Genomic DNA, 13,916 nt, shown 5'->3' with positions numbered 1-13,916 from the left:
GGGCGGAAGGGATGGACCCAAAGGCGTTTGTGACGGCCTTCTGGCGGGATGTGGCCGCCCAGGACCGGCAGGCTCTGGGGGCTTATTTTGCCCCCGGGGCGGCGGTTTTCTGGCACAATACCAACGAGCGCTTCAGCGCGGAGGAGTATATCCGCGCCAACTGCGAGTACCCCGGAGAGTGGCGGGGCGAGGTGGAGCGGGTGGAGCTTGCGGGGGAAGCGGCGATCTCCGTCGTTCGGGTCTGGCTGGCCGACGACAGCGCCTCCTTCCACGCCGTATCGTTTTTTACCTTTACAGGCGGCGTCATCTCCCGGCTGGACGAGTACTGGGGCGACGACGGCGAAGCGCCGGAGTGGCGGCGGAAGCTGGGGCTTGGAGGCGCCATTGGATAAGCGGGACTGAGAGAGGGGCTGCAGGATGGATCGGACCAAGGGCTTTGGTTATTGCGGGCTTGCGTGCTGCATCTGCAGCGACGGGGCGTGTCCCGGCTGCCGCCGGGAGGGCTGCGGGAACAGGGACTGGTGCGGGTGCTTCCGGTGCGGCCGGGAGAAGGGGCACGCGGGCTGCTGGGAATGCGCCGGGTTCCCCTGCGCCGGTGGAATGATGGAGAAGACCAAGGTGCGGGCTTTCGCCCGGTTCCTCCGGGAGTACGGCGAGGAGAAGCTGATGGACTGCCTGGAGCGCAATGAGAGGGCGGGCGTGGTCTACCACTATCCCGGCGGATTCCTGGGGGACTACGACGCTCCCGGGACCGAGGAGGAGACGATAGCGCTGATTCTCCACGGGAGGGGGAGCGCCGGGTAAGGGCGCAGACGCCTCATATCCGCAGGGGCGCCTGCGGCGGACAACTTGCTATTTCAATACGCATGAGGCGCGCTCTGCCAAAGAAGCCCCTCGGCATTTCTTTGACAAGCCGAAAGCAAGAGGTGCGGGCATCAAGCCCGCACCTCTTGCTTATTCAAACACGGTCTCTGCGCCGGTCTTTGCGCAGCCCTCGGGGGCATAGTGCCAGCGGCGCAGCCGCCCGGAGGTGATAAAGTACCGCAGGGCAGGCGGCGCGGCCTCCGGGGGCAGGCGGTCGATGGCCAGGAGCTTGATTTTCATCCGCTCCGGGAGAATGGCCTTGATGTATACCGAGACCCGGTCCCCGTCCCGCAGGTCGCCCCGCAGCTCGGCAAGGCCGGACAGGTTGGGCGTGAGCTCCACGAATGCCCCGTAGTCCTTGATGCCCCGCACGCAGCCGGAGACCGTCATGCCGGGGGAGAACTGGGCGGTGTTCTCCGCCCAGGTGCCCAGCAGCTCCCGGTGGGTGAGGAGAATCCGCCCCTGCTCCCGGTCCACGCCCTGCACCGCGGCGAAAATCTCCTGGCCCACGGTGAAGCGGCAGTCGGGATGGGGAATGCGGGAGACGGAGATGTTTTCGATGCCGATCATGGAGGCCACGCCGCAGCCCACGTCCACGAAGGCGCCGAAGGGCTCCAGGTGGGTCACGGTGACCGGGAGAATCATGCCGGGCTCCAGGGTGTTCAGCAGATGGTCCAGGGCCATGCGCTGGGCGCTGCGGCGGGAGAGGACGGGCCGCAGGTCACCGGCCTCGTTCTCTATGCGCTCAACTGTAAAGGCAATGGGCTTACCCACCCTTGTGAGAATCGCAATCTCACGGGTGCTGCCGTCGTCGATGCCGATGGCGGCCTCCTCCCGGGGCACCACCCCGGTGAAGCTCCCCATGGAGACGATGAGGTTGTGGTCCGCGTCGCATAGGAGCACCCGGCCCTCCAGCACCTGCCGGCGCTCCATGGCCTGGATGAGGCCGGCCTTGGTGGCGCAGGCCGCCTGGTTTTCGCTGGTGTTCAATAACCGACCTTCCGGCGGAAACGTATTCATCAAACTAACCAAATCCTTTCGTCTTATCCGTTGTTTTTCCTGATAGACCACTATATGCAATCGCCGCCTGCGAATTGACAGCGGAGTCGGCGGAACTTATAATAGGAAAAACGGCTTTCGGGTCAGGAGGCGGAAATATGGATATTCGGGTGGGGGACGTGCTGGAGCTGAAGAAGGAGCACCCCTGCGGCAGCGCCCGCTGGCAGGTGCTGCGGGTGGGCATGGACTTCCGGCTGCGCTGCACGGGCTGCGGGCACGAGCTGATGCTCCCCCGGAGCAAGGCGGAGAAGAGCGTCAAAAAAATCATACGGACCGAGGGGGCCCAGGAATGAAAGAATTCTGGAGCGACCGCATCAGGGACATGGTGCCCTACACCCCGGGCGAGCAGCCCAGGGACCGCAAATTCATTAAGCTGAACACCAATGAAAATCCCTATCCGCCCTCCGACGGGACCCTGGCCGCCATCAGGGATGCGGCCGGCGCCGAGCTGCGGCGCTACCCCGACCCGGAGTGCACCGCCCTCCGGGAGGCGCTTGCCGCCTTTCACGGCCTGACCCCGGAGCAGATTTTTGTGGGCAACGGCTCCGACGAGGTGCTGGCGTTCTGCTTCCAGGCCTTCTTCACGCCGGGTCGGACCGTCTTGTTTCCCGACATCACCTACAGCTTCTATCCGGTCTACGCCAGCCTCTTCGGCCAGGATTACAGGGAGATCCCCCTGGACGGGGACTTCGGCCTGCCGGTGGAGGCGTTTCTGGGGGGCAGCGGCGGCGTGGTCATCGCCAACCCCAACGCCCCCACGGGCCGGGATATCCCCCTGAGCGACATACGGCGGATTCTGGAGGCCAACTCAGAGGCGGCGGTCCTGGTGGACGAGGCCTATGTGGACTTCGGCGCGCAGTCCGCCGTGGAGCTCATCGGCGGCTACCCAAACCTGGTAGTGGTGCGCACCATGTCCAAGTCCCGCAGCCTGGCGGGCCTGCGGGTGGGATACGCCATGGGGAACGCCGGCCTCATCGCCGCGCTCAACTGCGTGAAGAACTCCTTTAACTCCTACACGCTGGATCGGGTGGCCCAGGCGGGGGCGGAGGCCTCCGTCCGGGACGCGGACTACTTCCGGGCTGTCGTCGCCAGGGTCGTCCGCACCAGGGACGCCGCCGCCGCCCGGCTGAAGGAGCTGGGCTTTCGGGTCTACGACTCCGCCGCCAACTTCCTCTTTATCTCCCACGACAAGGCCCCCGCCCGGGAGCTGCTCTCGGGGCTGCGGGAGCGGGGCATTCTGGTGCGCTGGTGGGACAAGCCCCGCATCGACAACTGTCTCCGCGTGACCATCGGCACCGACGGGGAGATGGAGACCTTCTGCCGGGTCATCGGGGAGCTGGTGGGGGCGTATACTTAAGGCGGAACGGACGAAGCGTCCCGCCGGTGCGGAAGACGCAGAGGCGATTTTCCGCCTGAGCCGGGAGCTTATCAATCGGTATGAGGACTTGACGGCCATCGATTATCCCCGCGTGCTGGACTGGGTACGGCAAACCATAGCCGAGGTAGGGAAGACCCGGCTGCGGATGGAGTGTCGCGTAAAATAAAGAAAAAGAAGCTGACAAGCTATTTAGCTTGTCAGCTTCTTTTTGCCGCTATCCCGGATTAGACCTTTTTTGATTGGCCGGACAGGTATAATTTGGAATAGTGATTTGAGAGGGGAGAGGCCATGACATGACGGTCGTATACATAGACTCGCTCTTCCTGCTCAACCTGGTGGTCAACTACCTTCTTCTGCTGGCGTCCGCGCGGCTGGCGGGGGAGGTCATCCGGCGGCTCCGGCTGGGGCTGGGGGCGGCGCTGGGGGCCTTTTACGCGGCGGCGGTCTTCTTTCCGGGCATGGGGTTTCTCGTCCATCCCCTGTGCAAGCTGGGGGCGGCGGTGCTGATGCTTCTGTGCGCGTTCGGGGGCAGCCGGCGCCTGCTGCGCCTCACGCTGGTGTTCTTCGGCGTGTCGGCGGCCTTCGGCGGCGGTATTTTCGCCATCGAGCTGCTGGGCGGGAGGGGGCTGAGCCTGAAAAACGGCATCTTCTACTCCGCCATGGACCTGCGCCTGATTCTGCTGTCCGCCGCGGCGTGCTACGTGGCGATTGCCTTTGTCTTCCGCCGGACGGCCCGCCACAGCGGCCCCCGGCGGGAGCTGGTGCCCGCGGTCATCACCCTGGGCGGCAGACGGACCGCCCTGACCGCGCTGGTGGACACGGGGAACACCCTCACCGACCCGGTGACCAACCGGCCGGTAATGGTGGCCGAGGGGGAGAAGCTGGTCTCCCTCTTCCCGGAGGGGGAGTGCCCGGGGGAGGGCGATCTGCGCGACCCGGTGGCCTCCCTGGAGCGGCTTTCACAGGGGGCCGGAAAGGGCCGCTGGCGGCTGCTGCCGTATCAGGCCGTGGGGGTGGACTGCGGGATGCTCCTGGCCCTGCGGACCGACGGCGTAAGAGTGGGGGAGGAGGACTACGGGGGCATTCTGGTGGCCCTCGCGCCGGGCCGCCTGTCCGACGGCGGGGGGTACAGCGCCCTCATCGGAGCTTAGATAACCACTATCATTAGGAGGATGGAAATGAACGGTTGGAAAGCGCGCTGGTACGTCCGTATCCAGCGTCTGTTGGCAAAGCTGGGGCTGAAGCTCCCGGGAAAGATTATGTACATCGGCGGCAGCGACACCCTGCCGCCCCCCCTCACCCGGGACGAGGAGGCCGAGCTCATCGGCCGCCTGGACGAAGGGGAGGAGGCGGTTAAGTCCCAGCTCATTGAGCGCAACCTCCGGCTGGTGGTCTATATCGCCCGCCGGTTTGAAAATACGGGGATCAACATCGAGGACCTCATCTCCATCGGCACCATCGGCCTCATCAAGGCCATCAACACCTACAAGCCGGCCAAAAACATCAAGCTGGCCACCTATGCCTCCCGCTGCATTGAAAACGAGATATTGATGCACCTGCGCAAGACCTCCTCCCTCAAGAGCGAGGTCTCCTTCGACGAGCCGCTGAACACCGACTGGGACGGAAACGAGCTGCTCCTCTCCGACATTCTGGGCACGGAGAACGACGTGGTGATGAAGCCCATCGAGGCCGACGTGGACCGGCAGCTCCTCTTCAACGCCATGGAGAAGCTGGACGAACGGGAGAAGCAGATCATCACCATGCGCTTCGGCCTGGACGGGCGGCAGGAGAAGACCCAGAAGGAGGTGGCCGACCTGCTGGGCATCTCTCAATCCTATATTTCAAGACTGGAAAAGCGCATCATCTCCCGGCTGAAAAAGGAGATACTGAGGATGCTGTAGCGCTTGACTGCTGATTGTCACCGATTTGAGAGGAAAAGCAGCGCTTTTTCTGCTAAACTCGTCATGAATGGGGTGTCGGCATGAAAAGGAGCGGTTTTTGCGTACTTTTGGCGGCGTTATTTCTGCTGAGCGGGTGTGATGGGCGGTCAGAACCGGAAAAACAGGCGGCGGAGCCGCTCGCCGCGCAATCTGGGAGCGTGGGGCCTGCGCCGTACGCGGAGACGGCGCCCGCGTACGGGCCGGCGGAGGAGGACGACAATCCGTATGCGTCTTATGTGGATTCGGGTGGCATATATCTGTCGTGGCTCTATGACGTCTATGAGGCCTACAGGGGCGCGGACGGTGAAACGCGCATTGAGACCAGAAATCGGCAATGGCTGGAGTATCATAGGCGCGGACCCCCTTGCGGCGGGGGTAAACCGGCATTACCGCGAGGTGTACGACCGCCTTTTAAAAGAGGAGTGGGCGTACCAGGAGGAATATGCGGCCTGGGACGGCTCAAGTTATATCGACCGCTTCGGGACCGGGCTGATCATGAAGGACGAGTACCTCTGGAACGGCTTTTATCAGGTGATATTGACCAGGCCGGATATTGGCAGCCGGGTCTTTTATGCCCCGGTGATCGAGACCTTCGACGCCGAGACGGGGGAGATGCTGGGCTTGGAGGACCTCTTTGCGGGAGAGGAGGAGGTCTGGGTCCCTGCGCTGGCGGAGCTGCTGGCGGAGGAGGGACTCAGCCGCGCGGCGGGGAACGGCGAAGGCTTTGAGCGCATTGCCGACAGCGAGAATCTCTTTTTCGGCTTTGCCGTCGCGGAGGAGATGGGCGCGGAGTCGTTTCAAAGCTTTATGCTGACGCCCAACGGCCTTGGGTTCGCGTTTCCCGTCGGCCTGACCGCCGCCATGTGCGTGGGGGAGGTCATCGTGCTTGTCCCCTATGAGAAGGCGGCTGGGCTGTTGAAGCCGGAGATATTGGAACGGGTGGTGGAATAAGAGGCGACGGAGTACCGCGTTCTGCCAAGGGCCCGCCGCAAGCCGCCCCTGGCAGAACGGCTGGGCGGGGCGGGCTGAGGGGCGCAAGGGATTTCCCTTGCGCCCCTCTATTATGAGAAAATCAATCGAAAACGGTCCCACGATAAAAAATATACCCCAGGTATGCACCGTATGAAGCACTTCGCCGAGGAAATACTGTAAGCACAGTATTTAATGGCGGGGGTGCAGCGTATTGCAGGGCAAGGTAGAGATTTGCGGGGTGAATACCTCCAAATTAAAAGTGCTCAAAAATGACGAGACCACGGAGCTGCTCAAAAGGACCAAGACCGGGGACATGGACGCCCGGGAACAGCTGATTGCCGGCAACCTCCGGCTGGTGCTGTCGGTCATTCAGAAGTTTACCAACCGGGGCGAGAACGTGGACGACCTCTTCCAGGTGGGGTGCATCGGCCTCATCAAGGCCATCGACAACTTCAATACCGAGCTGGACGTGCGATTCTCCACCTACGGCGTGCCCATGATCATCGGTGAAATCCGCCGCTATCTCCGGGACAACAGCTCCATGCGGGTCTCCCGTTCCATGCGGGACACGGCCTACAAGGTGCTCCAGGCCAAGGAGAAGTATATGGCCGAACACCAGAAGGAGCCCACCGTGGAGGAGATCGCCAGGATGCTGGAGATCAAGCGGGAGGACGTGGTCTTCGCCCTGGACGCGATCATGGACCCGGTGAGCCTCTACGAGCCGGTATACTCCGACGGCGGGGACACCATCTGCGTGATGGACCAAGTGAAGGACAGCAAGAACACCGACGAGAGCTGGCTGGAGCACATCGCCCTCAAGGAGGCCATCGCCCGGCTCACCGAGCGGGAGCGGCACATCCTGAATCTGCGCTTTTTTGAGGGCAGAACCCAGATGGAGGTCTCGGCGGAGGTGGGCATCTCCCAGGCCCAGGTGTCCAGGCTGGAGAAGAACGCCATTACGCAAATCAAGAAAAATTTGTAGGGATGGAAATGGGACGCTCGGTTTTGTGCAGATTTCTGATTGCAATTCATAGTGAAAAGGTATACTATAGAGACGGTTAGAGAAAGCAAACCGAACCGGTGCCACCCGGACAGGAGGTCCTATTATGGTCAGTTTACAGAAAGCGGCAATCATCGGCTGCGGCTTTGTCGGCTCCAGCGCGGCGTTCAGCCTGATGCAGACCGGCATTTTTTCCGAGCTGGTGCTCATTGACGCTAATCAGGCCCGGGCGGAGGGCGAGGCCATGGACCTCTCCCACGGGCTGCCCTTCGCCCGGCCCATGAAAATCAGGGCGGGTAATTACGACGATATCTCCGACTGCGCTCTCATTATCATCACCGCCGGGGCGGGCCAGAAGCCGGGGGAGACCCGGCTGGATCTGGTCCATAAGAACGTGGCGATATTCAGGAGCATCATCCCGGAGATTGCGAAGCGGAACAGGGAGGCCATTCTGCTGGTGGTCTCCAACCCGGTGGATATCCTCACCTACGTGACCCTCAAGCTCTCGGGCTACCCGGAGCACCGGGTGCTGGGCTCCGGCACGGTGCTGGACACCGCCCGGCTCAAGTACGTGCTGGGGGAGCATCTGCAGGTGGACAGCCGCAGCGTCCACGCCTTCATCATCGGCGAGCACGGGGACAGCGAGCTGGCGGTCTGGAGCAGCGCCAATATCTCCGGTGTGCCCATCGACCACTTCTGTGAGCTGCGGGGCCACTACGACCACGCGGCGGCGGACCACGCGCTCTATGAGGAGGTCCGGGACAGCGCCTATGAGATCATCAGCCGGAAGGGCGCGACCTACTACGGCGTGGCCATGGCCATCCGCCGCATCGCCTACGCCATCGTCCGGGACGAGCACTCGGTGCTGCCGGTGTCCAGCATCCTCCACGGGGAGTACGGCCTCAACGACATCTGCATGAGCATCCCCGCGCTGGTGGGGCGGAAGGGCGTGGAGACCGTACTGGATATCCAGCTCTCGCCCGAGGAGGAGGAGAAGCTTCTCCACTCCGCCGGGACGCTGAAAGAGGTCATTGGAGGCCTGGATATATAGAGGTATCTGAAACGCCGGCCCGGACGAGAGTCCGGGCCGGCGTTTCAGCTTGTCAAAGGCACCTGCTTTGCGGCTGGGAAACAGGGGCGCGTTTTTACAGCAGGTCCCGCGGATCGATGCCGTAGACCTGTACGACTTCCAGAAGGGGGCTCTCCGCCAGGTCCAGCACCGTGACGATGCGCCCGCCGTCGCAGTCCAGGTCCACGCCTGCGGACTGCCAGGCGTACCAGGGGAGGTAGGCGCACTGGGCGGTGAGGGAGCGGTCGTCGTCCGGGGCCTTGGCGCCGAAAATGCCCGCCAGCAGGCTGTAGGGGATGCCGTCCAGGTGGTCCAGGGCGTACCGGGCCACATCGCGCCGCTCCCTGTCGCCGGCGTCCTTCACCCGCAGGACCATGAAGTTGGAGTAGGTCCGCCAGTGCTGGGCGTCCATCTGGGCGCTGTCGCTGCCCATGACCACCGCCTCCACCGTCACGCCCAGCTCGGGGCTCACCACCAGGCCGGCGTGGCCGTGCCGCCAGCCGAAGGTGTGGGTGGAGAAGGTGAGAATGATATCCCCCGCCTGCAGAGGGGCCAGGGGGACGGAGTATACGGCGTTCCCCTCCCCGTCGCGGAGCCGGTCCTCACAGGTAAAGCGCCCGCCGATGAGGGTGACGCACTGGGGCGTGATGGGGGCGAAGAAGCCGTTCTGGGTCTCGGTCAGCCGCTCCAGAGCGAAGGCGGGACCCGCCGCCAGCAGGTCGTCCACAGCGGGCCGGGCCAGGCCGGTCTGGAGGAAGAGCGAGTCGTAATCGGTCTCCGTCAGGGTCTCTTGGGCCAGGATGGGGGCCAGATCCACCCGGGGATAGTCGGGGGCGAAGTAGGGCGCGCGGTGGGCCCAGAAGGTCTGGAGCAGGAGGTTGACGCCGAAGAAGAGCAGGATGAGTGCGGCAGGGACCGCCGCCCAGAGCCATCGCCGCCGTTTTTTCTTTACTTGCTGGGACACAGGGACCGCCGCCTCTCATAGGACGAGTTTTTGGTATCATAGGATTATACACCAGAAAGTCTGATTTGAAAATGGGGGAATCTGTTATGGAGAGCAGGATCGCCGATCTGCGGTGCAAAGAGATCATCAATGTGTCCGACGGCTGCCGGTTCGGGTACGTGGGCGATGTGGAGGTGGACCTGGAGAGCGGCAGGGTTACGGCGCTGGTGGTGCCGGGGCGGCTGCGGCTCTTCGGACTGCTGGGCAGGGAGGAGGACCGCATCTTTCCCTGGGAGTCGGTGCGCCGCTTCGGAGAGGACATCATCCTGGTGGAGGCCGACGCAGCCCAGGTCCGGCGGGCGGAGCGCCGCAGGCGGCGGGAGGCGTGATGGGGGCGGCCATAAAAAGGGGTATTTTTACCGCTCAAAATGGAAAAAATGCTTGCAATGGCCGGAAGCCTGTGATAAAATACCATAGCTGTGCGAAAGCGCGGTATTACACACACGCACGGATGGGGGTCCCGTGTCTCCTTTAAAAAGGAGATGGACCGGCTCAGATGAGGCGCGTGGCGGTAATAATGAAAAAGGAGGAAATTACACTATGGCAGTCGTATCCATGAAGCAGCTTCTCGAGGCGGGCGTCCACTTCGGTCACCAGACCCGCCGCTGGAACCCCAAGATGGCCACCTATATTTACACCGAGCGCAACGGCATCTATATCATCGACCTGCAGAAGACCGTGAAGAAGCTGGAGGAAGCCTATAACTTCGTCCGCGATCTGTCCCAGAGCGGCCAGACCCTGCTCTTCGTCGGCACCAAGAAGCAGGCCCAGGAGGCCATCAAGGAAGAGGCCGGCCGCTGCGGCATGTACTATGTCAACGCCCGCTGGCTGGGCGGTATGCTCACCAACTTCAAGACCATGCGCGGCCGCGTGGACCGTCTCAACCAGCTCAAGAAGATGCAGGAGGACGGCACCTTCGATATGCTCCCCAAGAAGGAAGTCATCAAGCACCTGGGCGAGATCGCCAAGCTGGAGAAGTACCTGGGCGGCGTCACCGAGATGCGCAAGCTCCCCGGCGCCCTGTTCGTCGTGGACCCCCGCAAGGAGCGCAACGCCATCAACGAGGCCCGTAAGCTGCACATTCCCATCGTGGCCATCGTGGACACCAACTGCGATCCCGACGAGATCGACTACGTGATCCCCGGCAACGACGACGCCATCCGCGCCATCAAGCTGATCTCCGGCGTGATGGCCAACGCCATCCAGGAGGGCCGTCAGGGCCAGGATGCTCCTGAAGAGGCCGAGAAGGCAGCCGAGTAATTGAGCAACGAGCATGGGAGCGCCCGCCCGCGCGGGCGGACGCTCTCATTTAATATTAGGAAGTATGGACCCCTCTGTCCGCCGGCAGGCGGGCGGCGCCCCGACAGGGGCGCCCAAGAGGCGATCCGAAATGATTTTAGGAGGAATTAATGATGGCTTTCACTGCGAAAGACGTACAGGCCCTGCGCGAGATGACCGGCGTGGGCATGATGGACTGTAAAAAGGCGCTCACCGAGACCGACGGCGACATGAACAAGGCTGTCGAGTACCTGCGTGAGAAGGGCCTGGCCGCCTCTCAGAAAAAGGCCGGCCGCATCGCCGCCGAGGGTATGGCTTACGCAGCCGTCGTGGACGGCGTGGGCGTGGTGGTCGAGGTCAACGCCGAGACCGATTTCGTCGCCAAGAACGAGAAGTTCGTGGACTTCGTCAAGGGTGTGGCCGCCACCGTGGCCGCCAATAAGCCCGCCGACCTGGAGGCCCTCATGGCCTGCAAGTACGCCGGCACCGACCTGACCGTCACCGAGCAGCAGCAGGAGATGGTCCTGGTCATCGGCGAGAACATCAAGGTCCGCCGCTTTGCGTTCTACACCGAGGGCGTCAGCGTGCCCTATATCCACGCCGGCGGCAAGATCGGCGTGCTGGTGAATCTGGAAGTGACCGGCGATATCGACGTCACTGAGATCGGCAAGGACGTGGCCATGCAGATCGCCGCCCTGAATCCCCGCTTCCTCGACAAGAGCGAGGTCAGCCAGGACGTGCTGGACGAGGAGAAGAAGATTATGCTTGTCCAGATGGAGAACGACCCCAAGATGGCCGCCAAGCCCGAGAAGGTCAAGGAGGGCATCGTGGCCGGCAAGCTGGGTAAGTTCTACAAGGAGAACTGCCTGCTGCAGCAGGAGTTTGTGAAGGACGGCTCCGTCTCCGTGGAGCAGTATATCCAGAACTCCGCCAAGGCTCTGGGCGGCGCCGTCACCCTGAAGGCCGCCTCCCGTTTCGAGAAGGGCGAGGGCATCGAGAAGAAGCAGGAGAACTTCGCCGAGGAGATTGCCAAGCAGCTGGGAAAGTAAGAGAACGCAGCGCCCGGAGGTACGGCCTCCGGGCATTTTTATGCCCTCGCCCTTCAGCGCGCCCGGGGGGCGCGCCAAGCGTTTTGGCCCTCTCACGCAGGGCCAAAACCTTGATGCCGGACGGATTGATTCCGTCCGTGCAGATAAAATGAGGGGGTCCCCGCCCGGCCTTTGCCGGGCGGGGCGCGAGGGCATCGGGAAGAAGCAGGAGAACTTTGCCGAGGAGATTGCCAAGCAGCTCGGAAAGTAAGAGAACGCAGCGCCCGGAGGCCGTACCTCCGGGCGTTTTTGTATTCTGCAAACCACTGGCGGCCCCAAAAAGAGGATGAGGAGGGGCGGGCGCGCCACGGATTCTTGCCGAAGCCGCTTCCCATTTACCCCAATTTCGTGTATACTGGTTCCAATCGCATGTTAAAGTGAGGAACCAGTTATGCTCTTATCCGCAGAGAACATCACCAAAGCCTACGGTACCCGGGTCCTGCTGGACGGTGCGGACCTCTACCTGAATACGGGGGAGAAGCTGGGGGTTATCGGCGTCAACGGCGCCGGGAAATCCACGCTTCTGCGCATCCTGGCCGGGACGGAGGAGCCGGACGGCGGAACCGTCGCCCGGGACCCCAACGTCAGGCTGGAGTACCTGCCCCAGAATCCGGTTTTCGAGGGGAGGCGCACCGTGCTGGAGCAGGTCTTCGCCGGGCTGTCCCCCGAGGCCAGGGAGCTGGCCGAGTACGAGGCCAAGACCATACTGACCCGCCTGGGAGTTTCCCGCTTTGACCAGGCGGTGGGCGAGCTCTCCGGCGGCCAGCGCAAGCGGGTGGCCATGGCCTCCGCCCTGGTCCACCCCTGCGACGTGCTCATCCTGGACGAGCCCACCAACCACCTGGACAGCGAGATGGTCCTCTGGCTGGAGGACTATCTGCGCCAGTACCGGGGAGCGCTGGTGATGGTCACCCACGACCGCTACTTTCTGGAGCGGGTGGTGAACCGGATGGTGGAGGTGGAGGGGGGAAGCCTCCATTTCTATGAGGGAAACTACGACAAGTACCTCAAGCTCAAGGCGGAGCGGGAGGAGATGGCCCAGGCCAGCGAGCGCAAGCGGCAGTCCATCCTGCGGCGGGAGTACCAGTGGGTGATGCAGGGCCCCACCGCCCGGGGCACCAAGAGTCGGGAGCGTCTGGAGCGCTATGAGGCCCTCAAGAACCGGGAGGGGCCCGCCCAGAAGACGGAGCTGGAGCTCTCAGCCATCTCCAGCCGCCTGGGGAAAAAGACCATTGAGCTTGCGGGCGTGGGCAAGGCCTTCGGCGGACGGACGGTTCTGCGGGACTTCGACTGTATGCTCCTGAGAGACGACCGCATCGGCATCGTGGGCCGGAACGGCAGCGGCAAGTCCACACTCCTGAACCTCATCGCCGGCAGGCTCGCCCCGGACAGCGGCGCGGTGATGGTGGGGGAGACCGTGCGGGTGGGGTATTTCTGCCAGGAAAACCCGCCCATGGACCCCGGTACCAGGGTTATCGACTACGTGAAGGAGATCGGAAACAACATTGAGACGCCCGAGGGCACGCTGACCGCCACACAGCTGCTGGACAAGTTTCTCTTTCCGGGGGACGTCCAGTACAGCCCCATCTCCAGGCTCTCCGGCGGCGAGAAGCGGCGGCTCTTTCTCATGGCGGTGCTGGCGGCGGCCCCCAATGTGCTGCTGCTGGACGAGCCCACCAACGATCTGGACATTCAGACCCTCACTATTCTGGAGGATTATCTGGAGACCTTCCCCGGAGCGGTCATCGCCGTCTCCCACGACCGCTTCTTTCTTGACAAGGTGGTACGCCGGGTTTTCGCCGTGGAGGAGGAGGGCCGGGTGGCCGCCTACCCCGGCGGGTACAGCGAGTATCTGGAGGCACGGCGGGCCGCGGAGCGGGAAAAGAGCCCCAGGGCGCCGGCCGGGAAGAGGCAGGAGAGGCCCGCCGGCCTGAGAAAGCTGAAATTCAGCTACAAGGAGCAGCGGGAGTACGAGACCATCGATGATGAGATCGCCGCGCTGGAGGAAGAGATCGCCGCCGTGAGGGGCGGGCAGGAGGAGAAGGCCAGCGACTATCTGGCGCTCCAGGCACTTCAGGACCGGCAGGCGGAGCTGGAGCGCGCGCTGGAGGAGAAGATGGAGCGCTGGGTCTACCTGAACGATCTGGCGGAGCAGATAGAGAGGCAGGGGTAAGCCCCCGCCGTCACGCCCGTTAAGGTTCGGTTTGATAAACAGGAGCAGGAAAAGCTCAAGCGCCCTGAAATCCGAGGATTTCAGGGCGCTTC

General features: G+C 63.2%; 15 protein-coding genes. 13 read left to right on the top strand and 2 right to left on the bottom strand.

The features are described 5' to 3' along the window. Positions 1–11: 11 nt before the first annotated feature. Together H8S62_RS02730 and H8S62_RS02725 are read left to right on the top strand one after the other, a co-directional pair. The gene (locus H8S62_RS02730) at positions 12–392 is read left to right on the top strand and encodes a nuclear transport factor 2-like protein (protein ID WP_186918393.1); all 381 of its coding nucleotides are present in this window, start codon (positions 12–14) and stop codon (positions 390–392) included. A gap of 25 nt (positions 393–417) precedes the next feature. Beyond that, positions 418–804, top strand: coding sequence for a DUF3795 domain-containing protein (locus H8S62_RS02725; RefSeq protein WP_155146311.1), 387 nt, complete (start codon positions 418–420; stop codon positions 802–804). A 150-nt stretch (positions 805–954) separates the two neighbouring features. Here H8S62_RS02725 and H8S62_RS02720 read toward each other — a convergent pair whose 3' ends face one another. Next, the gene (locus H8S62_RS02720) at positions 955–1,854 is read right to left on the bottom strand and encodes a S1 RNA-binding domain-containing protein (RefSeq protein WP_341481005.1); all 900 of its coding nucleotides are present in this window, start codon (positions 1,852–1,854) and stop codon (positions 955–957) included. 167 nt (positions 1,855–2,021) lie between these two features. Here H8S62_RS02720 and H8S62_RS02715 point away from each other — a divergent pair, with 167 nt between their 5' ends. The 7 genes from H8S62_RS02715 (at position 2,022) to H8S62_RS02685 (ending at position 8,264) form a co-directional block, all read left to right on the top strand. Further along, a complete protein-coding gene (locus H8S62_RS02715; protein ID WP_155146313.1) occupies positions 2,022–2,216 on the top strand; it encodes a DUF951 domain-containing protein in 195 nt (64 codons plus the stop codon). Beyond that, positions 2,213–3,280: a histidinol-phosphate transaminase gene (hisC, locus tag H8S62_RS02710; protein WP_186918392.1), complete on the top strand. Its 1,068-nt coding sequence runs from the start codon at positions 2,213–2,215 to the stop codon at positions 3,278–3,280. The genes H8S62_RS02715 and hisC overlap by 4 nt, the downstream gene beginning before the upstream one ends. Positions 3,281–3,594: 314 nt before the next feature. Further along, positions 3,595–4,452, top strand: coding sequence for a sigma-E processing peptidase SpoIIGA (locus tag H8S62_RS02705; RefSeq protein WP_155146317.1), 858 nt, complete (start codon positions 3,595–3,597; stop codon positions 4,450–4,452). Positions 4,453–4,479: 27 nt separating this feature from the next. Beyond that, positions 4,480–5,202, top strand: coding sequence for an RNA polymerase sporulation sigma factor SigE (gene sigE / locus H8S62_RS02700; RefSeq protein ID WP_155146319.1), 723 nt, complete (start codon positions 4,480–4,482; stop codon positions 5,200–5,202). A 354-nt stretch (positions 5,203–5,556) separates the two neighbouring features. Continuing rightward, positions 5,557–6,192 carry an RsiV family protein gene (locus H8S62_RS02695; protein ID WP_186918391.1) on the top strand — a complete coding sequence of 212 codons (636 nt, stop codon included), beginning with the start codon at positions 5,557–5,559 and terminating at the stop codon, positions 6,190–6,192. A gap of 232 nt (positions 6,193–6,424) precedes the next feature. Further along, entirely contained in the window at positions 6,425–7,195 is a 771-nt protein-coding gene (sigG, locus tag H8S62_RS02690; RefSeq protein ID WP_155146323.1) for an RNA polymerase sporulation sigma factor SigG, read from the top strand. 124 nt (positions 7,196–7,319) lie between these two features. Beyond that, a complete protein-coding gene (locus H8S62_RS02685) occupies positions 7,320–8,264 on the top strand; it encodes an L-lactate dehydrogenase (protein WP_155146325.1) in 945 nt (314 codons plus the stop codon). 94 nt (positions 8,265–8,358) lie between these two features. Here H8S62_RS02685 and H8S62_RS02680 read toward each other — a convergent pair whose 3' ends face one another. Further along, positions 8,359–9,246 (bottom strand): hypothetical protein, encoded by an 888-nt coding sequence (locus tag H8S62_RS02680; RefSeq protein WP_186918390.1) that lies wholly within the window; start codon positions 9,244–9,246, stop codon positions 8,359–8,361. A gap of 86 nt (positions 9,247–9,332) precedes the next feature. Here H8S62_RS02680 and H8S62_RS02675 point away from each other — a divergent pair, with 86 nt between their 5' ends. The 4 genes from H8S62_RS02675 (at position 9,333) to H8S62_RS02660 (ending at position 13,824) form a co-directional block, all read left to right on the top strand. Next, positions 9,333–9,614 (top strand): YlmC/YmxH family sporulation protein, encoded by a 282-nt coding sequence (locus H8S62_RS02675; protein ID WP_155146331.1) that lies wholly within the window; start codon positions 9,333–9,335, stop codon positions 9,612–9,614. 211 nt (positions 9,615–9,825) lie between these two features. Next, entirely contained in the window at positions 9,826–10,545 is a 720-nt protein-coding gene (gene rpsB / locus H8S62_RS02670; protein ID WP_186918389.1) for a 30S ribosomal protein S2, read from the top strand. A 152-nt stretch (positions 10,546–10,697) separates the two neighbouring features. After that, positions 10,698–11,612, top strand: a complete 915-nt coding sequence (gene tsf / locus H8S62_RS02665; protein ID WP_155146335.1) for a translation elongation factor Ts — start codon at positions 10,698–10,700, stop codon at positions 11,610–11,612. 430 nt (positions 11,613–12,042) lie between these two features. After that, positions 12,043–13,824, top strand: coding sequence for an ABC-F family ATP-binding cassette domain-containing protein (locus H8S62_RS02660; protein WP_155146336.1), 1,782 nt, complete (start codon positions 12,043–12,045; stop codon positions 13,822–13,824). The last annotated feature ends 92 nt before the right edge of the window (positions 13,825–13,916 follow it).

This window comes from Lawsonibacter faecis, from assembly GCF_014287675.1.
GTDB classification, from domain to species: Bacteria; Bacillota; Clostridia; order Oscillospirales; family Oscillospiraceae; genus Pseudoflavonifractor; species Pseudoflavonifractor faecis.
This window is presented reverse-complemented; position numbering and strand designations above follow the sequence as displayed.